Origin of the sequence: Methylobacterium sp. Leaf456 (assembly GCF_001425465.1) — a bacterium.
Classification (GTDB): domain Bacteria; phylum Pseudomonadota; class Alphaproteobacteria; order Rhizobiales; family Beijerinckiaceae; genus Methylobacterium.
Map to the genome: position 1 here is coordinate 382,624 of NZ_LMQV01000001.1, position 23,143 is coordinate 405,766.

13 protein-coding genes and 1 pseudogene are annotated in these 23,143 nt (G+C 69.7%); 3 read left to right on the forward strand and 11 right to left on the reverse strand.

The annotated features are described in order from the left end of the window. Positions 1 to 10: 10 nt before the first annotated feature. From ntrX to ASG52_RS27760, 9 genes and pseudogenes are all read right to left on the reverse strand, one after another. A complete protein-coding gene (gene ntrX / locus ASG52_RS01660) occupies positions 11 to 1,381 on the reverse strand; it encodes a nitrogen assimilation response regulator NtrX (RefSeq protein ID WP_056238111.1) in 1,371 nt (456 codons plus the stop codon). Further along, positions 1,378 to 3,747, reverse strand: coding sequence for a sensor histidine kinase NtrY-like (locus ASG52_RS01665; protein WP_056238112.1), 2,370 nt, complete (start codon positions 3,745 to 3,747; stop codon positions 1,378 to 1,380). Before ASG52_RS01665 ends, ntrX begins: the two co-directional genes overlap by 4 nt. Before the next feature lie 243 nt (positions 3,748 to 3,990). Continuing rightward, positions 3,991 to 5,490 carry a glucose-6-phosphate dehydrogenase gene (gene zwf, locus ASG52_RS01670; RefSeq protein WP_056238114.1) on the reverse strand — a complete coding sequence of 500 codons (1,500 nt, stop codon included), beginning with the start codon at positions 5,488 to 5,490 and terminating at the stop codon, positions 3,991 to 3,993. A 78-nt stretch (positions 5,491 to 5,568) separates the two neighbouring features. Beyond that, entirely contained in the window at positions 5,569 to 7,044 is a 1,476-nt protein-coding gene (locus ASG52_RS01675; protein WP_056238389.1) for an efflux transporter outer membrane subunit, read from the reverse strand. Between the two features lie 182 nt (positions 7,045 to 7,226). Then, entirely contained in the window at positions 7,227 to 10,547 is a 3,321-nt protein-coding gene (locus ASG52_RS01680) for an efflux RND transporter permease subunit (protein WP_056238119.1), read from the reverse strand. A gap of 331 nt (positions 10,548 to 10,878) precedes the next feature. After that, a complete protein-coding gene (locus ASG52_RS01685) occupies positions 10,879 to 14,019 on the reverse strand; it encodes an MdtB/MuxB family multidrug efflux RND transporter permease subunit (protein WP_056238122.1) in 3,141 nt (1,046 codons plus the stop codon). Positions 14,020 to 14,079: 60 nt separating this feature from the next. Next, positions 14,080 to 14,325 (reverse strand): annotated as a pseudogene (locus ASG52_RS28730) (hypothetical protein); the annotation flags it as partial. A 25-nt stretch (positions 14,326 to 14,350) separates the two neighbouring features. Then, complete coding sequence (locus ASG52_RS01690) at positions 14,351 to 15,766, reverse strand: MdtA/MuxA family multidrug efflux RND transporter periplasmic adaptor subunit (protein ID WP_056238127.1); 1,416 nt, start codon at positions 15,764 to 15,766, stop codon at positions 14,351 to 14,353. Positions 15,767 to 15,961: 195 nt separating this feature from the next. Continuing rightward, positions 15,962 to 16,135, reverse strand: coding sequence for a hypothetical protein (locus ASG52_RS27760; protein ID WP_200945550.1), 174 nt, complete (start codon positions 16,133 to 16,135; stop codon positions 15,962 to 15,964). A gap of 423 nt (positions 16,136 to 16,558) precedes the next feature. Here ASG52_RS27760 and ASG52_RS01695 point away from each other — a divergent pair, with 423 nt between their 5' ends. The 3 genes from ASG52_RS01695 (at position 16,559) to ASG52_RS01705 (ending at position 19,522) form a co-directional block, all read left to right on the forward strand. Further along, on the forward strand, positions 16,559 to 17,719 hold the full coding sequence (locus tag ASG52_RS01695; protein WP_056238392.1) for an aminotransferase: 1,161 nt from the start codon (positions 16,559 to 16,561) through the stop codon (positions 17,717 to 17,719). Positions 17,720 to 17,878: 159 nt separating this feature from the next. Then, entirely contained in the window at positions 17,879 to 18,283 is a 405-nt protein-coding gene (locus tag ASG52_RS01700; protein WP_056238394.1) for a DUF4112 domain-containing protein, read from the forward strand. Between the two features lie 36 nt (positions 18,284 to 18,319). Further along, complete coding sequence (locus tag ASG52_RS01705) at positions 18,320 to 19,522, forward strand: ABC transporter permease (protein WP_056238128.1); 1,203 nt, start codon at positions 18,320 to 18,322, stop codon at positions 19,520 to 19,522. 4 nt (positions 19,523 to 19,526) lie between these two features. On the opposite strand, the gene ASG52_RS01710 is transcribed toward ASG52_RS01705, so the two are convergent. After that, positions 19,527 to 21,779, reverse strand: coding sequence for a glycoside hydrolase family 3 N-terminal domain-containing protein (locus ASG52_RS01710; RefSeq protein ID WP_156383748.1), 2,253 nt, complete (start codon positions 21,777 to 21,779; stop codon positions 19,527 to 19,529). A gap of 148 nt (positions 21,780 to 21,927) precedes the next feature. Next, a complete protein-coding gene (locus tag ASG52_RS01715; RefSeq protein WP_056238133.1) occupies positions 21,928 to 23,088 on the reverse strand; it encodes a GGDEF domain-containing protein in 1,161 nt (386 codons plus the stop codon). Positions 23,089 to 23,143 lie beyond the last annotated feature (55 nt).

The following is a 23,143-nucleotide window of genomic DNA, read 5'->3' on the forward strand; positions in this document are numbered from 1 at the left end:
TCGATCCGGCTTACGGGCCGATGCCGAGGGACTTCAGCTTCCGGTGGAGCGCCGAGCGCTCCATGCCGATGAACTCGGCGGTGCGCGAGATGTTGCCGGAGAACCGGGCGATCTGCGCCACGAGATATTCCCGCTCGAAGATCTCCCGCGCTTCGCGGAGCGCGAGGCTCATCAGCTTCTCGCCGCCCGCGCCCGTCGGCGTCGTCGGCACCAGGGCGCCGATCTCGGTCGGCAGCATCTCGGAGGTGACCTCCTGCTCCGGGTCCGACTGGGTCAGGATCATCAGCCGTTCGACGTTGTTGCGCAACTGGCGGATGTTGCCGGGCCAGTCGTGCGACTGGAGAACCGCCATCGCGTCCTCGGCGATGCGCCGCCGCGGCAGGCCGGTCGCGGCCGAGATCTGCTCCATGAAGAAGGTGATGAGTTCCGGCACGTCCTCGCGCCGCTCGGCGAGCGAGGGGATGCGGATCGGCACCACCGAGAGGCGGTGAAAAAGGTCCTCGCGGAAGCGCCCGCCCGCGATCTCTTCCGGGAGATCGCGGGAGGATGAGGAAATGATGCGCACGTCCACATGGACGCGAGCCGTGCCGCCGACGCGCTGAAAATTCTGATCGACGAGGACGCGCAGGATGCGGCTCTGCGTCTCCTTCGGCATGTCGGCGACTTCGTCGATGTAGAGGGAGCCGCCATGCGCCTCCTCCAGCGCGCCGACGCGGCGCACCCGGCCCTCCCCCGCCTCGACGCCGAACAGCTCGGCTTCCATCGTCTCGGGCGTGATGGTGGCCGCGTTGATGACGACGAAGGGACCGCTGGCGCGGGCCGACGCCGCGTGCAGCGTGCGCGCCGACAGCTCCTTGCCGGCGCCGGGCGCGCCCGAGATCATCACGCGGGCGTTGGTCGGCGCCACGCGCTCGATGGTCTGGCGCAACTGGTTGACGGCGACCGAGCCGCCGACGATGCGGCTTGCCTGCCCCGAGCGGACCTTGAGGTCGCGCACCTCGCGCTTGAGGCGCGAGGCCTCTAGCGCGCGTTCGGCGACAAGGATCAGCCGGTCGGCCTTGAACGGCTTCTCGATGAAGTCGTAGGCGCCGGATTTGATGGCCGCGACCGCGGTCTCGATGTTGCCGTGGCCCGAGATCATCACCACCGGCAGGTCGGGATGGCCGGTCTTGATCAGGTCGAGCACCTGCAGCCCGTCGAGGCGCGAGCCCTGGAGCCAGATGTCGAGGAAGACGAGGTGGGGCCGGCGCGACTCGATCGCGGCGAGCGCCTCGTCGGAGCCCGCGGCGGTGCGGGTGCGGTGGCCCTCGTCGTCGAGGATGCCGGCCACGAGGTCGCGAATGTCGGCCTCGTCGTCGACGATCAGGATGTCGGCGCTCATGGCTGCATCTCCGCGACGCGTCGCGCTTCCATGGCGCCCTCCCTGTTCTTGTCCATCGTCGTCCCGTCTCGCGGCGCGCCCGCCGGGCGGTCCCGTTCCGATCCGGCGCCCTCGCCGACCTCCCGGGGCAGCCGCATGCGGACCTGTCCGCCGCGCCCCTCCGGGTTGTCGTTGAGCTCGATCCCGCCGCCATGCTCTTCGAGCACCTTCGACACGATCGCCAGCCCGAGGCCGGTCCCGCCCTCGCGGGTCGTCATATAGGGTTCGAGCAGCCGCTGGCGCCCCTCCGCCGGAAAGCCTTTTCCGTTGTCGGTGACGTCGATGGTCACGAAGGCGCCCTCGACGGTGAGCTTGAGGCTCACGCGGCCCTTGCCTCCGTCCGCGCTCAGCACGTCCTCGGGCACGGCCTGCACCGCCTCGACGGCGTTCTTGAGGATGTTGGTCAGCGCCTGGGAGAACAGCCGCACGTCGAAGGCCGCGACCACGCGCCTGCGCTCGTCCTCGCCCTCTGTGGCGAACGGGAAATCGATCTCGGGATGCGCCATGCGCAGCATGAACAGGTTCTGCCGGCCGATCTCGGCGAGGTCCTGCTGCGTGATGGCCGGCTTGGGCATCCGGGCGAAGGAGGAGAACTCGTCCACCATGCGCTTGATCTCATCGACCTGGCGCACGATCGTGGCGGTGCACTGCTCAAACACCTCCTTGTCGGCGACGATGACCTTGCCGTACTTGCGCCGGATGCGCTCGGCCGAGAGCTGGATCGGGGTGAGCGGGTTCTTGATCTCGTGGGCGATGCGCCGCGCCACGTCGGCCCAGGCCGAGGTGCGCTGCGCCGTGACGAGGTCGGTGATGTCGTCGAGCGTCACCACGTAGCCGCGGGCTTCCCCTTGCGCCTGCTCGCTCGTGACCCGCACCGCGATGGTGCGCTCGCGCCCGCCCCGAACCAGTTGGATCTGCTGCTGAAGCGCGCGCTGGCGCCCCTCGGCCTCGGGAAAGAGAGCGGCGATTTCCGGCACCGCCTCGGTCAGCGGGCGGCCGACGAGTTCCGCGGCGGTGAATCCCAAGGTCTTCTCCGCGCTCGGGTTGGCGATGGTGATGAGTCCGCCCGCATCGACGCCGAGCACGCCCGGCGACACGCCCGAGAGCACGGCCTCGGTGAAGCGGCGGCGGCGGTCGATTAGGTCGCTGGCCGCCCGCAGGCCGTCGTGCTGGCGGCGCAGCTCCTGCGTCATCGTGTTGAAGCTCTCGCCCAGATGCGCGAGATCCCCATCCGACTTTCGGGCGGGAACGCGCGCGTAAAAATTGCCGGCGGCCACCTCGTCGGCGGCGTTGATGAGGCGGCGGATCGGCGCCACGAACCGGTTGGCGAAGTTGAGCCCGAACCACACCGCCGAGAGCAGGGTGATCAGCGCGATCAGCACGAAGACCGAGGCGAAGGTGACTTGGATCGAGTAGCGCAGGTCGTCGAAGGCGAGGTACTCGGCCGCCGCCGCGCGGGAGACGCCGGGGAAGTCGATGGCGAGCTGGCTGACCTCGCGCTGCACCAGGAGCACGGCGTTGTCGTAGGCCGGCATTCGCAGGAGTGCTGCGAAGACCCGTCCCTCGTTCGGCAGCAGGCAGATCGGGTCGCTGGATTTGGCCGCGTCCTCGAAGGCGGCGGCCGAGGGCAGCCGGGTCTGCTTGAGGACGTCGATGTTGGCCCGCGCCACGATGTCGTTGGGCCCGCGCATGATCTTGGCGATCGGCAGGCCGAGCGCCTGGGCGCGGGTGGTCATGAACGACTCGAACCACTCGCGGTTCACGTCGAACTGGGGCCGCGCGCGGGTCAGGTCGTCGGTGAGGATGCGGATCTCGCGGGCCAGCGACTGGCACTGGTTCTCCAGATGCGCGTCGGCGATCTGCACGGATTTCAGCACCACGTCGCGCACCCGGTCGGTGAAGCCGAGCGAGAGGCCGCGGTCCAGCGTCACGGTCGCCACGATGGCGAGCAGGATCGTCGGCAGGATCGCGATCAGGCTGAACAAGCCGACGATGCGCGTGTGCAGCCGCGCCACCGTCGCATGCGCCCGCCGCGCGTGCAGGAAGACGCGCGATTCCCAGGCGATGACGAAGACGAGGCAGAGCACCAGCGCGACGTTGATCGCCAGCAGGGTGATGCCGGTGTTCTGCGACGGCGTGACCTTGATGAGGCCCGCCAGGATCAGGAAAGTGACGCTCGCCGAGATCAGCGCGACGACCACGACGGCGGCGCCGATCCAGCCGGGCCCCCGCGGCGGCGCGGTGAAGGGCTGCGGCGCGACCACGCCGCTCTCCGCGGACGGGGCGTCGGACGGCGTCTCTCGGTTGCGTCGCGACAGGAACGGCATCGCTGATGCAGGGCCACGACAGTGTGGCGAAATTAATACAAGTCGGGGGTGCGAGGGGGCTTTCAGCCGCGTCCGCGCGCCACCTGTTTCCCACCCAACCCCCTCATCCTGAGGTGCCGCGAAGCGGCCTCGAAGGAGGGCTCCAGCTCGCTCAGCGATCCCCGGAGCCCTCCTTCGAGGCTCCGCTTCGCTCTGCACCTCAGGATGAGGGGGGTGGGTGGGATGCGTCGGTCGGAAAAACGCCTACAGCGTCAACCACTCATGCCCGTCGCGGGCGAGCAACGCGTCGGCCTCCTTCGGGCCGGCGCTTCCGGCGGCGTAGGAAGCGACCGGCGCGTCCTTCCACGCCTTCAGCAGCGGCTCGACCGCGGCCCAGCCCGCCTCGATGTTGTCGGCCCGCTGGAACAGCGTCGTGTCGCCCATCATGCAGTCGTAGATCAGGGTCTCGTAGCCGACCGTCGGCGAAGTCGCGAAGAAGTCGCTGTAGCGAAAGCCGTTCTCGACCGGGGCGATGTGCATCTGTGGCCCCGGCCGCTTCACGTTCAGGGTGCTGACGGCACCGGGATCGGGGCTGATGCGCAGGCGCATGACGTTGGGGGCCAGATCCTTCACGGGCGTGTCGGCGAACATCCGGAAGGGCGGGGGCCGGAAATGCACCGCGATCTCGGTGTGGTGCCGGGCCATCCGCTTGCCGGTGCGCAGGTAGAACGGCACGCCGGCCCAGCGCCAGTTCTCGATTCCGAGCTTGAGGGCGACGTAGGTTTCGGTGCGCGAGTCCTTCGCCACGTCCGGCTCGTCGCGATAGGCCTGCACGTCGCGGCCATCGACCCGGCCCGCCCCGTACTGGCCGCGCACCGCGTCCTCGGGCCGGATCGGGCGCACCGCCTCGACGAGCTTGGCTTTCTCGTCGCGCACGGCTTCCGCCGCGAAGGAGTTCGGCGGCTCCATCGCCACCACGGCGAGGAGCTGGAACAGGTGGTTCGGCACCATGTCGCGCAAGGCGCCGGTCGGCTCGTAGAAGCCGCCTCTCGCCTCGACGCCGATGGTCTCGGACGCGGTGATCTCGACGTGGCTGACATGCTCGCGCCGCCAGACCGGCTCCAGCATGCCGTTGGCGAAGCGGATCGCCATGATGCTCTGGACGGTCTCCTTCCCGAGAAAGTGGTCGATTCGGTAGAACTGGCTCTCGTCGCCCTGCGCCAGAATTTTTGCGTTCAGGGCTTTCGCCGATTCGAGGTCGGAGCCGAACGGCTTTTCGATGACGACGCGGCGGAAGGCGCCGTCCGCCTGTTTCAGCAGGCCGGCCTTGCCGAGCCCCTGGACCACCGGGCCGAAGAAGCGGGCGGCGACCGCGAGGTAGAACACCACGTTGCCGGTGACGCGCTCAGCGAGCGCCCGGTAGGTCGCGTCATCGGCAAAATCGCCTTGCATCACGTGCAGGCGGTCGCGCACGAAGCCCCAGGTCTTTTCGTCGATCCTGTCGGGGTGGAACTCGGCGGACGGGTCCCCTGTGAACGACGCCATCGTGTCGGTGAGGTCCTGGCGCCAGCCCTCGTCGGTGAGCGGGTTGTGATCGACGCCGAGGACCGAGAAGTTCGGGTCCAGCAGGCTGCCGCCCGCGAGGTTGTAGAGCGCTGGCATCAGCAGGCGCTTGGTCAGGTCGCCGCCCGCGCCGAAGATCACCAGGGTGCAGGGCGGTGCCGGGGGGCTGACGGGTTTTTCTTTGTCAGTTGCGTCGGCCATGGGGCGGCTCCGGTAGGAAATGCCTCGACAACAGCCCCCGCGGGGCCGTGTTCCGGCATTGCTGCCCCGCTTCCCCCGCTACTCCTCGGTGCGCACGGCTTGGCCCCGGTCGATCGGCAGGCGCGGGCCCTTCAGCTCCTCGCCGGTCGGCAGGGAGCGGGCGTCCCAGCCGCCGCCGAGCGCGCGGATCAGGGACACCGCCGTGGTGAAGCGGTTGAGCCGGATCTGCAGCGCGGTGATCTCGTTGTTGATCTGGAGCGCCTGGGCGGTCACCACGGTGGTGAAGTTCTGCGTGCCGGCCCGGTACTCGTTCAGCGTGATCTCGACGGCGCGGCGGGCGGAAGCCACCGCCTCGTCCTGCTTGGCCTGCTGCTGGGCGAGGATGCGCACGCCGGCGAGGCCATTCTCGATCTCGCCGAAGGCCGTGAGCACCGTCTGGCGGTAGCTCGCCACCGCGGCCTCGTAGGCCGCGCGGGTCGATTGCAGCACGGCGGCCCGCGCGCCGCCGTCGAAGAACACCTGCTCGCCGGCCGCCGAGATCGCCCAGACGCGGTTGGCCGCCGAGAACACGCCGTTGCTGGCGAGCCCCGAGAAGCCGCCGGACGCCGAGAGCGTCACGGTCGGATAGAAGGCCGAGACCGCGACGCCGATCTGCTCGCTCTGCGACTGCACCAGCCGCTCGGCCTGGGCGATGTCGGGCCGCCGCTCCAGCAGGTCGGAGGGGATGCCGACCGGCACGCCGGGCGGGCGCACCGGCAGCGGCGCGAACGGCAGATTCAGCTCCGAGGGCGGGCGCCCGGTCAGGATCGCTACCGCGTGCTCGAAGGTGGCGCGCTGGAGATCGACCGCGATCAGGCTCGCCTGCGTGGTCTGAACTTGCGTCTGCGCCGTGATGACGTCGGAGCGGGCCGCCACGCCCGCGTTGTACTGGTTCTCGGCGATGGCGAGGCTCTTCTTGAAGCCCTCGACGTTCTCCTGGAGCACGCGCTTCAGCGCATCGTAGTAGCGCATCTGCAGGTAGGAGGTGGCGAGCTCCGCCTGCAGGCTGAGGCGCACCAGGGCGAGGTCGGCGGCCGAGGCTTGGGCGGCGGCCACATCGCTCTCGATCTGGCGACGGATGCCGCCGAACAGGTCCAGCTCCCAAGCAGCCTGCGCCTGGAGCGAGACGGTGGTGCGCTCGGTGCCGAGCGTGCGCGAGCGGGTGATGCTCGGCGCGCCGATCACCGTCGGGAACAAAGCGGCGCGCGCCTGCGCGACGAGGGCGCGGGACTGGTCGTAGAGGGCGACCTGGGCGCGCAGGTTCTGGTTGTCGACGTCGATCGCGCGGATGAGGCGGTCGAGGGTGGGGTCGTTGAACACCCGCCACCAGTCGCCGCGCTCGGACGCGTCGCTTGGGCGGGCGACGCGCCAGCCTTTCTTGGATTGGATGGTGGCGATGCTGTCCTCGCGCATCCCGCCTTGCTTGAAGCCGAGCGGGGTTTCGACGGACGGGCGGGTGTAGTCGGGGCCGACGAGGCAGCCGGAGGTGCTGAGACCGAGGGCGATGACGCCCAGAAAACGCGCGCGCGCAAAAACCCTCTCCCCTCTGCGGGAGAGGGTGGCCCGCGAAGCGGGTCGGGTGAGGGGAGCGACGGTGCCGGAAGCGTCGCCCCCTCTCCCGCCTGCTCCGCAGGCACCCTCCCCCGCAGAGGGGGGAGGGTTTTTTTGCGCGTTGCCGGTCACGTTCCAAAAATCCATCACTCGGCCGGCATCGCCGCCGTCCCGCCCCGGCGGCGGCGCTTCGCCCAGAGCCGGAGACGGTCGAGATACAGATAGACGACCGGGGTCGTGTAGAGGGTCAGGATCTGGCTGACGATCAGGCCGCCGACGATGGCGATGCCGAGCGGGCGGCGCAGCTCCGCCCCCTCGCCGCCCGCGATGATGAGCGGCGCGGCGCCGAGCAAGGCGGCCATCGTCGTCATCATGATCGGGCGGAACCGCAGGACGCAGGCCTCGAAGATCGCCTCGCCCGGCGGCAGGCCGCGGGTGCGCTCGGCGTCGAGGGCGAAGTCGATCATCAGGATCGCGTTCTTCTTGACGATGCCGATGAGCAGGAAGACCGCGATCAGCGCGATGATGGTGAATTCGGTCCCCGTCGTCAGCAGCGCGACGATGGCACCGATGCCGGCGGACGGCAGCGTCGAGAGGATCGTCAGCGGGTGGACGTAGCTCTCGTACAGGATACCGAGCACCGCGTAGACGGCGAGCAGCGCCGCCAGGATCAGCAGCGGCTGGCGGGATGAGGATTCCTGGAAGCTCTTGGCCGTGCCCGCGAACTCGCCGTGGATCGTCTGCGGCAGTTGCAGCTCCGCCATCGTCTTGTCGATGACGGCGGTGGCGTCGCCCAGGCTCTTGCCCGGCACGAGGTTGAACGAGATCGTGGTCGCCACGAACAGGCCCTGGTGGGCGACCTGCACCGGCGCGCTGCCGGTCTCGAACCGGGCGAAGGCCGAGAGCGGCACCATCGTCTCCTTGGCGCTCGACACCGGCGCGCTCGACGAGGCACCACCCTTGCTCGCCGCGATGGCGTTGCCCGCGGCGTTGCGGGCGGAATCCGCCGCGACGCTGGTCGCATCCGGGGTCGAGCCGGATGTGGTGGAGGCCTGGACGTTCGCGGCGTCCTGCGTGGTCGGGCCTGCGACGGTGCCGGCGACCGCGTTGGTCGTGGCCGAGCCGCGTGCCTTGCCCCCGGTGGTCGAGACGTAGATCGTCTTCAAGACCTCCGGATTCTGCTGGTATCGCGGCGCGATCTCCATCACCACGTGGTACTGGTTGAGGGGGTTGTAGATCGTCGAGACCTGACGCTGGCCGAAGGCGTCGTAGAGGGTGTTGTCGATCTGGTCGGGGGTGATGCCGTAGCGGAAGGCGGTCGGCCTGTCGATGACGAGGCGGCTTTCCAGCCCGCCCTCCTGTTGATCGGAGGTCACGTCGGCGAACACGTCGGTGCGCTTCTGGAGCGCCTGGAGGAGTTGCGGCGCGGCGGCGTAGAGTTCGGCCGCGGTGTCGCCCTGCAGCGTGTACTGGAACTGGGCGAAGCTCTGGCGCCCGCCCATCTTCAGGTCCTGGCGCGGAAACAGGTAGAGCCGGGCGCCCGGCACCTGGGCGAGTTTGGGGCGCAGCCGCGCCATCACCTTCTCGATCGGCTCGCGCGTGCCCAGCGGCTTGAGGCCGACGAACACGTTGGCCGAGTTGGTGCCGCGCCCGCCTGTGAATCCGACGATGCTCTCCACCGCCGGATCGGCCTGGACGATGGCGCTCGCCTGTTCGAGCTTCTGCTTCATCGCCTGGAACGAGATGCGCTGGTCGGCCTGGATGCCGCCCATGAGCTGGCCGGTGTCCTGATCGGGGAAGAAGCCCTTGGGCACGATGACGTAGCCGTAGACGGTCAGCCCGATCGCCGCGAACACGCTGAGCGCGGTGATGCGGCGGTGATGCAGCGCGATGCGGAGCGTGCGCTCGTAGCCGCGCAGCAGCGCGTCGAACCCGCCTTCCAGAATGCGTATGAGAAGGTTCGGGCGCTTGCCCTTGTGCGCTTCCGCTTCCGGCCGCAGCAGCAGCGCGCACATCATCGGCGTGGTGGTGAGCGACAGCACCAGCGAGACGAGGATCGCCATCGACAGGGTGACGGCGAATTCCTGAAACAGCCGCCCGACGATGCCGCCCATCAGCAGGATCGGCAGGAACACGGCGATGAGCGACAGGCTCATCGACACGACGGTGAAGCCGACCTCGCGGGCGCCGACGAGCGCCGCCTCGACCCGCGGCTTGCCCATCTCGATGTGGCGCTGGATGTTCTCCAGCACGACGATGGCGTCGTCCACGACGAAGCCGGTGGCGATGATGAGCGCCATCAGCGAGAGGATGTCGAGGGAGTAGTCGAGCATCCACATCGCCGCGAAGGTGCCGACGATGGAGATCGGCACGGCGACCGCCGGGATCAGCACCGCCCGCCACGAGCGCAGGAACACGAAGGTCACGAACACCACGAGCAGGATCGCGATGATCAGCGTCTCTTCCGTCGTGGCGAGCGAGGCGCGGATGGTCAGGCTGCGGTCGCCGGAGATGTTCAGGTCGATGTCGCCCGGCAGCGCCGCCTTCACCTGCGGGATCGCCGCGCGCACCCGCTCCACCGTGTCGACGACGTTCGAGCCGGGCTGCTTGTAGATGAACAGGATCACGCCCGGCTTGCCGTCGACGAGGCCGAGATTGCGCTTGTCCTCGACCGAATCGACCACCTCGCCGACATCGGACAGCCGCACCGCGGCGCCGTTGCGATAGGCCACGACGATGTCGCGGTAATCCGACGCCTGCCGGCCCTGGTCGTTGGCGTAGAGTTGGTAGCGGCGCTCTCCCGCGACGATGTCGCCTTTCGGCGAATTAGCGTTGGCGGAGGCGAGCCCCGCGCGGATGCCCTCCAGGCCGATGCCGTAGTGGAACAGGGCGGTCGGATCGAGCTCGACCCTGACGGCCGGCAGCGAGGAACCGCCGATATCGACGTTGCCGACCCCCTCGATCTGGCTCATGCGCTGCTGCACGACGGTGGCGGCCGAATCGTAGAGCTGGCCCGGCGTCAGCGTGTCGGAGGTGAGCCCCAGGATCAGGATCGGCGCGTCGGCCGGGTTGAACTTGCGGTAGGTCGGGTTGGTGCGCAGCGAGGTCGGCAGGTCGGCGCGTGCCGCGTTGATCGCCGCCTGCACGTCGCGGGCGGCCCCGTCGATGTCGCGGTTGAGGCCGAACAGCAGGATGATCCGCACCGTACCTTGCGAACTCGTCGAGGTCATCTCGTTGACGTCGGCGATGACGCCGAGCCGCCGCTCCAGCGGCGCGGCCACGGTTGTCGCCATGGTCTCAGGTGAGGCGCCGGCCATCTGCGCCTGGACGAGGATGACGGGGAAATCGACCTGCGGCAGCGGCGCGACGGGCAGCCGGACATAGGCGAACAGGCCCGCGAGCAGCAAGCCGACGGTCAGCAGCGTGGTCGCCACCGGGCGGCGGATGAACGGTTCGGAGAGGTTCATGGCGACCCGCCAAGCCCTCCCCCCTCTGCGAGGGAGGGTGGCCCCCAAAGGGAGTCGGGAGAGGGGAGCGACGGTGCCGGGCGGAGCGTGCGCGAGCCGATGGCTCCCCCCTCTCCCCGCACGCGGGGAGAGGCCCACAGGCACCTTGTTGTGCCTGTGGGAAGCGCAGGCGCAGCCGAAGCGGCGGTGAGGGGGCGCTTCCGGTAGAGGCTCCTCCGTCGAAGCCCCCTCACCTTCGGCTGCCGCCTCGCTCCGACGACGACAAGGTCGCCGGAGCCCTCTCCCCGCGTGCGGGGAGAGGGGATGCGCGGCATCGGTTGCGCGATCCGTCTCACGGCGCCGCCTCGCCCGGCGCCAGGCGGTGTCCGCCTTCGCGCCGTCCGGTGATCCGCCGCTCCAGCCGGTCGAACGCCAGATAGATCACCGGCGTCGTGAACAGCGTCAGCACCTGACTGACGATCAGCCCGCCGGCGATGACGATGCCGAGCGGCTGGCGCAGCTCGGAGCCGACGCCGCTTCCCAGAATCATCGGCACCGCCGCGAACAGGGCGGCGAGCGTCGTCATCAGGATCGGGCGGAAGCGCAGCAGGCAGGCCTCGTAGATCGCGTCGCGGGGCGCCTTGCCCTCCTCGCGCTCGGCCTGGAGCGCGAAGTCGATCATCATGATCGCGTTCTTCTTCACGATGCCGATGAGGAGCACGATGCCGATGATGGCAATGATGTCGAGGGAGAGCCCGAACCACATCAGCCCGAGCAGCGCGCCGATGCCAGCGGACGGCAGGGTCGAGAGGATGGTGATGGGGTGGATGAAGCTTTCGTAGAGCACGCCGAGCACGATGTAGACGGTGACGATCGCGGCGCAGACGAGAAAAAGTTCGTTCGAGAGCGCGGTCTCGAAGGCGAAGACCGAGCCCTGCGGCACCACGTTGAAGCTCGCCGGCAGCTTGATCTCCTGTTTCGCCGTCTCCAGTGCTTCCACCGCCTGCCCCAGCGCCACGCCCGGCGCGAGGTTGAACGAGACGGTGGTCGCCGGGAACTGGCCGAGATGGCCGATCAGCAGCGGCGCGCGCCGCTCCTCCACCTTCGCCACCGCCGAGAGCGGCACCTGGCCCGAGGGTGCGGTCGAGGACGGCAGGTAGAGGGTGTTCAGCGACTCGAGCGAGGTGTGAAGCGCGGGGTCGGCTTCCAGAATGACGCGGTACTGGTTCGACTGGGTGAAGATGGTCGAGACGATGCGCTGGCCGAAGGCGTCGTAGAGCACGTTGTCGATGGTCGCGGGCGTGATGCCGTAGCGGCCCGCCGTCGGCCGGTCGATGGTGACGTAGGCCGCCAACCCGTTGCCCTGGTAGTCGCTGGTGACGTCGGCGAGGAGCGGTGAGCGCCGCAGCGCCTCGACGTAGCGCGGCACCCAGGTCTCGAAATCAGAGAGGTTCGGGCTCTCGAGGATGACCTGATATTGCGTCGCCGAGACCGCGGTGTCGATCGTCAGATCCTGCACCGGCTGCATGTAGAGCCGCACGCCCGGCACGTTGGCGGTGGCGAGGGTGAGGCGGCGGATGATGGCGCTGGCGTCGGAGGCCCGCTGCTCCTTCGGCTTCAGGTTGATGAGGAAGCGGCCGGAATTGAGCGTGACGTTCTGGCCATCGACGCCGATGAACGAGGACAGGCTCGCCACGTCCGGGTCTTGGAGCACCACGTCGGCCAAAGCCTGCTGGCGCTCGGCCATGGCCTCGTAGGACACGCTCTGGTCGGCCTGGGAGATGCCCTGGATCACCCCGGTGTCCTGCACCGGGAAGAAGCCCTTGGGGATGACGACGAGCAGGTAGGCGGTGAGCGCCACGGTGCCGAGGGTGACCAGCAGCGTCAGCCCCTGATGGGCCAGCACCACCCGCAGCGCCCGGCCGTAGGCGGCGATGACGCCGTCGTTCAGCCGCCGGCCGAAGCGGGCCAAAAAGCCTTCGCGGCGGGCGACCGGGCCGTCGGCGCCGTGGGCGACGGGCTTGAGCAGGCGCGCGCACATCATCGGCACGAGCGTCAACGAGACGACGGCCGAGATCACGATGGTGGCGGACAGCGTGATGGCGAACTCGCGAAACAGCCGGCCCACCACGTCGGCCATGAACAGGAGCGGGATCAGCACCGCGATCAGCGAGACGGTGAGCGAGATGATGGTGAAGCCGATCTCGCGCGAACCCTTGAGCGCCGCCTCGAACGGGTCGTCGCCCTCCTCGACGTGGCGGGCGATGTTCTCGATGACCACGATGGCGTCGTCCACGACGAAGCCGGTGGCGATGGTCAGCGCCATCAGCGAGAGGTTGTCGAGCGAGAAGCCCCAAAGGTCCATCGCGGCCAGTGCCCCGATCAGCGACAGAGGGACGGAGAGGCTCGGGATCAGCGTCGCGGAAAAGCTGCGCAGGAACAGGAAGATGACCATCACGACGAGGCCGATGGCGAGCATCAGCTCGAACTGCACGTCGTGGACCGAGGCGCGGATCGTCACCGTGCGGTCGGTCAGCACCGCGACCGCGACGGCGGCCGGCATCGTCGCCTGGAGCTGCGGCAGCAGCCGCTTGATGCGGTCGACCGTGTCGATGACGTTGGCGCCGGGCTGGCGCTGGATGTTGAGGATGACCGCGGGCGTGCGGTCGGCCCAGGCGCCCAGCCGCGTGTTTTCGGGCGCATCGACCACGTCGGCGACATCGGTGAGGTGGACCGGGGCGCCGTTGCGGTAGGCGATGATCGAGTTGGCGTAGACCGACGGGTCGCGGACCTGATCGTTGGCGTTGATGGCGTAGGACTGGGTCGGCCCGTCGATGTTGCCCTTGGGCGTGTTGACGTTGAGGTTGGCTATTGTTGTGCGTAGGTCGTCGATGTTGAGGCCGTAGGCCGCGAGCGCCCGCGCGTTGAACCGTACCCGCACCGCCGGCCGCTGCCCGCCGCCCATGCTGACGAGGCCGACGCCCGCCACCTGACTGATTTTTTGGGCCAATCGCGTTTCCGCCAGATCCCGAACTTGCGTCAGTGGGATCGTCGCGGAGGTCAGCGCCAGCGTCAGCACCGGTGCGTCGGCCGGGTTGACCTTGGCGTAGATCGGCGGCGCCGGGAGGTCGGACGGCAGCAGGTTGCCCGCCGCGTTGATCGCCGCCTGGACCGACTGCTCGGCGATGTCGAGCGGGATGTCGAGGTTGAACTGGAGCGTGACGACCGACGCCCCCGCCGAACTCTGCGAGGACATCTGGTTGAGGTTGGCCATCTGGCCGAACTGCCGCTCCAGCGGCGCGGTCACCGCCGAGGTCATCACCTCGGGGCTGGCGCCGGGATAGAACGTCTGCACCTGGATCGTCGGGTAATCGACGGCGGGCAGCGCCGAGACCGGCAGGTTCAGGTAGGACACCGCGCCGACGATCAGGATCGCCAGCATCATCAGCGTGGTGGCGACCGGGCGCAGGATGAAGAGGCGGGAGGGGTTCATGGTCCGCTCCGACTTCCCTGCCGAAGGTCAGCGATCGATTTCGGAACGCAGACCTTCGCGCGCATCCCCTCTCCCCGCACGCGGGGAGAGGGCTCTGCCGACCTCGTCGTCGGCAGAGCAAGCCGGCAGGCGACGGTGAGGGGGCGGCCCCGCAGGTGTCTCATTCCGACAAGCCCCCTCACCCGCGCTACCGCTCGTCGCGCCGACATCCCAAGTCGGGCCTGCCCGACTTGGGCGCTTGGGAGCGGAACTCGGGTAAACCCGAGTTCCGTGGTCGTCGCGACCCTCTCCCCGCGTGCGGGGAGAGCGGGGAGCCTCTCTAGAGTCGCGCTCACTGCTGCGGCCGCCTGCGGCCCCGGTGCTCGCCGGCGCCGTCTTTCGCGCCGGTCGCGCTTGGGGCGGTGTCCGCCGCAGGCGTCGCCGGAGCCCCCGGCGCCGCCGAACCCGCGGTCCCGCCCGGCGCGCCCGAGGCCGGCGCGGCGCCCTGCCCGGCCGTATGGCCGACGACGCGCACCGGCGCGCCCTCGCGCAGGCGGTCGGTGCCGTCGGTGACGACCCGGTCGCCGGGGGCGAGCCCGGCGGTGACGACGGTGCGGGTGCCGTCGGTCTCGCCGGTCTGGATCTTGCGGACCGTGACCTTCTCGTCGCCGTCCATCAGGTAGACGTAGGTGCCGGGCGTGCCGCGCAGGATCGCGGCGTTGGGCACCAGCGGCGCGTTCTCGATGGTTTCAACCGTGAGCCGGGCATTGACGAACTGGTTGGGAAACAGCTCGTCGTCGGCATTGTCGAACAGGGCGCGCAGCTTTACCGTGCCGGTGGTCACGTCGATCTGGTTGTCGACCGTGTCGAGCTTCCCCGTCGCGATCTCGTGCTGGTCGCCGCGGTCGTAGGCCCGCACCGTCAGCTTGGCGCCCTGGCGCAGGCGGCGCATCACGCGGGCCACGTCGTCCTCGGGCAGGGTGAACACCACCGAGATCGGGTGGAGCTGGGTCACGACCACGATGTTGGTCGAGCCGGCGGTGACGTAGTTGCCGAGATCGACCTGCCGCAGGCCGACCCGGCCCTCCACCGGCGAGACGAGGCGGGCATAGGTGAGGTTGAGGCGCTGCTGATCGACCAGCGCCTGGTCGGCCGCGACCGTGCCCTCGTTCTGCTTCACCAGGGCGGCTTGGGTGTCGACGTTCTGCTTCGAAATCGAATCCTGCCGGTTCAGCGTCTGGTAGCGCTGGAGGTCGAGCTTCGAGTTCTGCAGCAGCGCCTGATCGCGGGCGAGCTGGCCCTGGTACTGGGCGAGTAGGGCCTCGTAGGGGCGCGGGTCGATCTGGGCGAGGAAGTCGCCCTCCTTCACGGTCTGGCCCTCGCGGTAGCCGATCTTGGTGAGGTAGCCGCTGATCTGCGAGCGCACGGTCACGGTCGCGAGCGGCGTCACCGTGCCGAGGCCCTGGAGCACAACCGGCATGTCGCCGGTCACGATCGGCGCCACGCCGACCGCCTGCTTCATGTCCGCCGGGCGACCCGGACGACCGGGCGCGGCGGGGTTGCCCGCCGCCTGCTGCTCGGCGGGCTGCTTGCGGGCCTCGTAGCTGCGGTGGGCGACGGCGCCCGCGCCGCCGAGCGCCAGGAGCACGAGCATCCAGCGGCCAAAGCGACGGCGCTTGCGCACCGGGGCAGCCGTGGGCGCCTCCCGGTCCGGGGCTTCCCGGTACTGGCGGGCCGTGTCCGTGCGGATCGGCGAACTCTCGTTCATCCTCAAGACTCGTCGGCGAGCGGGGTTCTTTTTTATCGCGCGGCCATGATCACGCGGACTTGGCTGCCCGATACAACATAGCGGCGATCTCCTTGCGGACCGCAGCAACGGGTTGCCGCATCCCCCCGGATGCCGCATCCCCCGGGATTTTACGGCAACGAGACCGTCCACCCTAAGGTGGGCAATGCGGTGTCTCTAGGGCGCCGACGTTTCCGGCATGTTGCTGGCCGGCGCCTTGTCCTTGGGGGGATAGAGTCGCACCACCTCCCGGAAGCCGTCGTCCACTGGCGTCACGGGCACGAGCACCCGCAGCGACAGGCCCGCGAGACCGGCGCCGAGGGCGAGCAGCAGGCAGATGACAGGGCGCATGGGTCCGTCCCCGGGAAACAATTCGGATCCTCTGGGAAGCGGGCACGAAAAAGGCCGCCGTGTCGAGCGGCGGCCTCTTCAAGCGACCGGACCGGCCGGCCACACCCAAGAAACGAGGGGGCGAAGTTCCTCGGGTGCGGCGGCCGGTCCGACCGTGGACCCAACATGACTTCACGGCTGACGATCGTCAACATTCGTCAGTCCTCGAATTGGCGCTTCCGGCTGGTTTTGACGCCGACTGGACTAGGTCGTGTGCGTGAACGCACGCGACCAACTGCCGGATGCCGGACCACCTCAAGATTTTACCGGGCCGACCCTTGTTTTCGAAACAACTCGATCCAGCGCGTGCAAGTCGTCGGACCACAACTGTGCTTGGGCGCGTCCCGCTTGGAGGCGCCGCCCGATTCTGCCAAGACGCAGGGCATGATCCCGCGCTTCAACCCCGTCTTCGCCGACCTGCCCGAGACCGTCTTCGAGACGATGTCGGGGCTCGCCCGGACGCTCGGCGCGATCAATCTCGGCCAGGGCTTTCCCGATGGCCAGGGGCCGGACGACGTGCGCGCCGCCGCCGCGAAGGCGCTCGACACGGTCAGCAACCAGTACCCGTCGATGATGGGCCTGCCCTCGCTGCGCAGCGCGATCGCGGCGCATTACCGGCACCATCAGGGGCTCGACCTCGACCCCGAGCGCGAGGTGATGGTGACCTCGGGCGCCACCGAGGCGCTGGCCGGGGCTTTGCTCGCCCTGGTGCGGCCGGGCGACGAGGTCGTGCTGTTCGAGCCGATGTACGACGCCTACCTGCCGCTGGTGCGCCAGGCCGGCGGCGTGCCACGCTTCGTCACCCTCAAGCCCCCGCATTTCGGACTGGATGAAGCCGCTCTGGCGGAGGCGTTCACCGAGCGTACCCGCGTCGTCGTCCTCAACAACCCGCTCAACCCGAGCGCGACGGTCTTCTCGGAGTCCGACCTCGCGCTGCTGGCAAAATTCTGCTGCCGCTTCGACGCGGTCGCGGTCTGCGACGAGGTTTGGGAGCACCTCGTGTTCGACGGTCGCCGCCACGTCCCGCTGATGCGGCTGCCGGGGATGCGCGAGCGCACGGTGAAGATCGGCTCGGCGGGCAAGATCTTTTCGCTCACCGGCTGGAAGATCGGCTTCGTGATGGCCCCCGAGCCGCTGATGCGTGGCCTGTCGCGGGCACACCAGTTCCTCACCTTCACGACGCCGCCGAACCTCCAGGAGGGGGTGGCCTACGGGCTGGCCAAGGACGACGCCTACTTCGAGGCCATGCGCGCCGGGTTCAGTCGCTCCCGTGATCGGCTGGCCGCGGGGCTGACGCGGCTCGGCTTCACCGCGCTGCCGAGCGCGGGCACCTACTTCCTCTCGATCGACATCGGCGACGGCCCGGAGGGCGACCGGGCCTTCTGCGAGCGGATGGTGCGCGAGCACGGCGTCGCCGCGATCCCGATCAGCGCCTTCTACGCCGAGGGCGCCGTGCGCAACCTCGTGCGCCTGTGCTTCGCCAAGACCGACGCGACGCTGGATGCGGCGCTGGAGCGGCTTGCGGGGATGCCGCACGCGGTCTGAACGATCGCGCCGGTTCGGTTCTTGTCGAACGGAATGGCCGAGGCCACATCCTGCGTCATGACCACGCGAGTCGATACCTCTCCCATGGCCTTCCGCGAGCCCACCGGCGCCTTCCACAAGCCCGACGGCGTCTTCCGCGAGACCGCCGGCACGGCGCAGATGCGCCGCCTCACCGACGCCAGCCCTGAGGCCAGCCTCCTGCGCCTGGAGCAACTGGCCCACCTGATGGACTCGGCCTTCGTCGTGCCGGGTCTCAACCGCCGGGTCGGCCTCGACGCGGTGATCGGCCTCGTGCCGATCGTCGGCGACATCGCCGGCATGGCGATCGCGTCCTACATCGTCTACGAGGCGAGACGGCTCGGCGCGCCGCGCTGGCTCGTCTGGCGCATGATGGCGAACGTCGCGTTGGACGGTGCCATCGGCACGGTGCCGCTGGCCGGCGACCTGCTCGACGCCGCCTTCAAGGCGAACCGCCGCAACGTCGCCCTGCTGCGCCGCCATCTGGAGCGCAAGGGCGGTTTGCGCCCGAGCGAGATCGAGGGCCAAGCCGTCCGGCTCGACTGAGCCGGGCATCGGCCGCCCTTCAGAAAGGGTGAGCCGATGAACGAAGTCCTGCGACCCGAGTCTGACGCGGTGCCTGTCACCGCGCCGGGCAACGCGCCGCAGAGGCTCCCGCTTCCGACCGCGCCGCGCCGCGGCCTGTCGCCGCTGAACCGGCGGCGGCTGGCCAACTTCCGCGCCAACCGCCGCGGCACTTGGTCGGCTTTGCTGTTCGCGCTGCTGTTCGTGACGAGCCTGTTTGCGGAATTCATCGCCAACGACCGCCCGATCGTGATGCAGTACAAGGGCGAGTGGCTGTTTCCCGTCCTCGTCGATTACCCCGACGAAAAGTTCGGCGGCTTCCTGGCCCAGACCGATTACCGCGCCCCTGAGACGCGGCAGGAGATCGAGGCGAACGGCTGGGTGCTGTGGCCGCCGATTCCCTATTCCTACAACACCTTCATGAGCGATCTGCCGACGCCGTCGCCCTCCCCGCCGACCTGGATGCTGACGGACGAACAGTGCCGCCCGGTCGCCGAGCGAGCCGGCGTCAAGGCCGAGGGGCGCGAACTCGGCTGCCGCGACATCGAACAGCACTGGCTCGGCACCGACAACGCCTCGCGCGACGTGCTCGCCCGCGTGATCTACGGCTTCCGCATCTCGGTGCTGTTCGGCCTCGTGCTCGCCGGCCTGTCCTCGGTGGTCGGCGTGATCGCGGGCGCGGTGCAGGGCTATTTCGGCGGCTGGACCGACCTGATCTTCCAGCGCGTGATCGAGATCTGGTCTGCCATCCCGACGCTCTACCTCATCATCATCATGTCGGCCTTTTTGGTGCCGAGCTTCTTCACGCTGCTGGCGATCCTCACCCTGTTCGCCTGGACCGCTCTGGTCGGCGTCGTGCGTGCCGAATTCCTGCGGGCGAGAAACTTCGAATACGTGCGGGCGGCTCGTGCGCTCGGCCTCTCCAACATCCGCATCATGACGCGCCACCTCCTGCCCAACGCCATGGTGGCGACGCTGACCTTCCTGCCGTTCATCCTCAACGGCTCGATCACCACCCTGACCTCGCTCGACTTCCTCGGCTTCGGCCTGCCCCCCGGTTCGCCGTCCCTCGGCGAGCTGCTGGCCCAGGGCAAGGACAACATCAACGCCCCCTGGCTCGGACTCACCGGCTTCTTCGTGGTGGCGGCGATGCTGAGTCTGCTGGTGTTCGCGGGCGAGGCGGTGCGCGACGCGTTCGATCCGAGGAAGACGTTCGGGTGAGCGGTCAGCGCTGTGCCTGATCCCCGCCGGGCGGGCCGCGCCAGCCGGTCTCGACGGTGAAGCTGACCATTCGCGGCCCGGCGGAATCGCCGCCGACGCCGACGCGGTACTCGCCCGCTTCGACCACCAGCGTCCCGTCCGGCTCGTGGTAGCCCAGCTCCCGCGCCGGGATGCGGAAGGTCGCGGTTCCGGTCTCGCCGGAGGCGAGATCGAGGAGCACCGCGCCCTTCAGCAGGCGCTTGGGGCGGCTGCGGGTCGCCACCGGCTGGCCGAGATAGAGCTGCGCCACCGCCCGCCCCGGCCGCGGGCCGATGTTGGTGACGGGCGCGCGCACCTCCAGGACCGCCTCGTAGCGGTCGCCGACGCCCACTCTGGGCGTCAGCACCTCCGGCTCGCCGTAGGCGAAGCGGGTGTAGGACAGGCCGTGGCCGAACGGGAAGAGCGGCAGCGGCGATGCGTCGGCGTAGCCCATGGTCCAGCGGCTGTTCGGGATGTGCGGGCGTCCGCCGGGCAGGGCGTCGTAGGTCAGCGGCATCTGCCCGACCGTGCGCGGCCACGACACCGGCAGCTTGCCTGAAGGACTGACGTCGCCGAACAGGGTCTCGGCGATGGCCGGACCGCCTTCGGTGCCGGGAATCCAGGCCATCAGCATGGCGTGCGCCTGCGCCGGGGCCGCGCCCAACTCGGTCGGGCGGCCGCCGAACACCACTAGCGCCACCGGCTTGCCGGTATCCGCCACCGCTGCGAGCAGATCGTGCTGGAGCCCCGGCCAGTTCAGAGTGGCGGTCGAAGACCCCTCGCCCGAGCGGTCGCGCGGCTCGCCCATCACTGCCACGACGAGGTCGGCCCCGCGGGCCGCCTCGACCGCCGCGGCAAAGCCCGCGCGGTCGGTGCAGACCCGCGGGCAGCCCTCGGAAAAGACCACCTCGACGCCGGACGCCGCCGCTCGCTCGCGCAGGCCGGTGAGGATCGTGACCGCGTCGTGCGGCTGGCCGTTGCCCTCGTGCGGGCCGACCTGATCCCAGGCGGCGTCGGCGAAAGGGCCGACGAGCGCGATGCGGCGCACGCGGCTCGGGTCGATCGGCAGCACGTCCTCGCGGTTCTGGAGCAGGACGAGGCTGGCGCGGGCGGCCTCGCGGGCGATGCGCCGCGTCTCGGGCAGGAGCAGGCGGCTCTCCGCCCCGGCCGGGTCGATCAGCGGCCGCTCGAACAGGCCGAGCCCGAACTTGAGCCGCAGCACCCGCCGCACCGCCGCGTCGACCGCGGCTTCCGGGATGCGGCCGGCCCGCACCTCGTCCGGCAGGTGGCGGACGTAGAGCCCGCTCGTCATGTCCATGTCGACGCCGGCAGTTATGGCCTTGCGGGTCGCCTCCGCCCCGTCGCGGGCGACGCCGTGCTTCACGAGGCTCGCCACCGCCTGCCAGTCGGCGACGACGAGGCCGGTGAACCCCAGTTGGCGGCGCAGGATGCCGGTCATCAGCCCGGCATCCGCCGTCGTCGGCACGCCGTTGAGGGCAGTGAGCGCCGTCATCACCGAATCCGCGCCCGCCCGGATGCCGGCGCGGAAGGGCGGCAGGTGGAGGTCGTGGAGTTCGGTCGGCGCCACATAGGTCGCGTCGTAGTCGCGCCCGCCGAGCACGGCGCCGTAGCCCGCGAAGTGCTTGAGCGTGCTGGCGAGCCCGCCGTCGCGGAACCCCTCGACCTGCGCGGCGGTGAGCCGCCCGGTCAGCCACGGGTCTTCGCCCAGCCCCTCGACCACGCGGCCCCAGCGGAGATCCCGCGCCACGTCGGCCATCGGGGCGAAGGTCCAGTTGATGCCGGCGGCGAAGGATTCCCGTGCCATCGCGGCGGCGGCCCGGCGCACGAGGCTCGCATCGAAGCTCGCCGCCAGCGCCAAAGGCAGCGGGAAGATCGTGCGGTAGCCGTGGACGATGTCGAGCCCGACCAAGAGCGGGATGCCGAGCCGCGAGGCGCGGGCGGCGCCGTCGGCTTCCGCGGCGAGCCACGCATTGCTGAAGTTGATCACCGCCCCGACCTCGCCGCGGCGGATCGCGCCGGGATCGTTCAGCGGCTCGTTCGAGATCAGGTTGAGCTGGCCGGCCTTCTCCTCCAGGGTCATCCGGGCGAGCAGGGCCTCGATCCGGGCCTCGGCGGACGGCGCCTCGATGGCGGCGGCGGTCTGGGCAGGGATCGGCTGGGCGTGAACCGCGCCGAGAGAGAGCCAGGCCGCCGCGTGGCCGGCCCACCTCGCCATCATCCCCCGCATCCCCATCCCCTCCTTTTTGCGGAGGCGATCATAAGCATGGCTTTACGGCTCGACCATGCGGGTCGGTCGCGTCCTCATCAGGATGCCGTGAAGAAGCGCGGCGATGTTGATCGTTTCCGGTGGAGGGTCGAAAGCCGTTTCAGGCCGCCAGTACCGCCTTGGGGGCGGGCGTCGCCTCGACCTTCACCTGATCGCGGCCGTTGTGCTTGGCCCCGTAGAGCGCGCCGTCGGCCCGGCGCAGCAGGTCGTCGAGATCGCTGCCGGCCTCGCCCACGGCGATGCCGATGCTGACGCCGACGCGCAGGTCGGGATAATCGGGATGCGCGATGCGGCTGACGGAATCGCGCACGCTCTCGGCGAAGCGGGCGGCGAGCCCGGGGCCGGTCTCCGGCAGCAGGCAGGCGAATTCCTCGCCGCCGAGGCGCCCGAACACGGCGCTGCGCGGCAGCATCGGCGCGGCGGCGTGGCAGAAGGCGGTGAGCACCGCGTCGCCGATGCTGTGGCCGTAGCGGTCGTTGATCGCCTTGAAGTGGTCGAGGTCGAGCAGGAGCAGGGCGGCGGGCCGGGCCGCGAGGCAGGCCTTGGCCCGGACGACGAAGGCGCGGCGGTTGGCGATACCGGTGAGCGCGTCGGTCTCGGCGGCCTGCCGCTGCTCGCGCTCGGCCCGTTCCTTGGTCAGCGCCATCAGCACGAAGGCGATGGCGACCGAGTAGAGCGTCCCGACGAAGCAGAGCACGGCGAGCCAGGGCGAATCGGAGAGCGGCGCGAGGGTCGGCGGCGGGAACAGCATCGCGAGCGGGATGCGAACCCAATAGACCGCGGCGTAGGTGCCGAGCAGGACGAGGGCCGGATAGCGCGAGATCAGCGGCTCGCTGCGGCCTTGCCAGATCGTCCACGCGCCCAGCGCGCAGTAGAGGCCGGCGGTCGTGGAGGCGAGGATGATGCGGGCCGCCACGGATGCGTAGAAGGCCGGGACGAGGCAGGCCGCGATCCAGACGAGGCCGCCCGCGACCGCCCAGCCGAGATAGGTGCGGCGGCCCTCGAACGCGCGCACGCCGCTCCAGATCAGGCCGTAGGCGCCGATCATCACGGCATTGCCGAGGCCGATCGAGACCCAATCGGGGATCGCGCCGCGCAGGCCCAGCAGGCAGGAGGCGCCGCTGCCGACCAAGTGGGCGATGCCCCAGATCGCGAGCGCCCGCTCCCGCCGGGTCTGGCTCCACGACAACAGGAACAGCACCCCCACCATGAAGGTGACGGCGACCGTCGTCAGGAAGAGGGTCGGCACATCGAGGCGCATCGTTGCCCTTGATCGGTGCTGCGGAGGCGGCGCGGGCCGCTTCGACCCCTGGTTA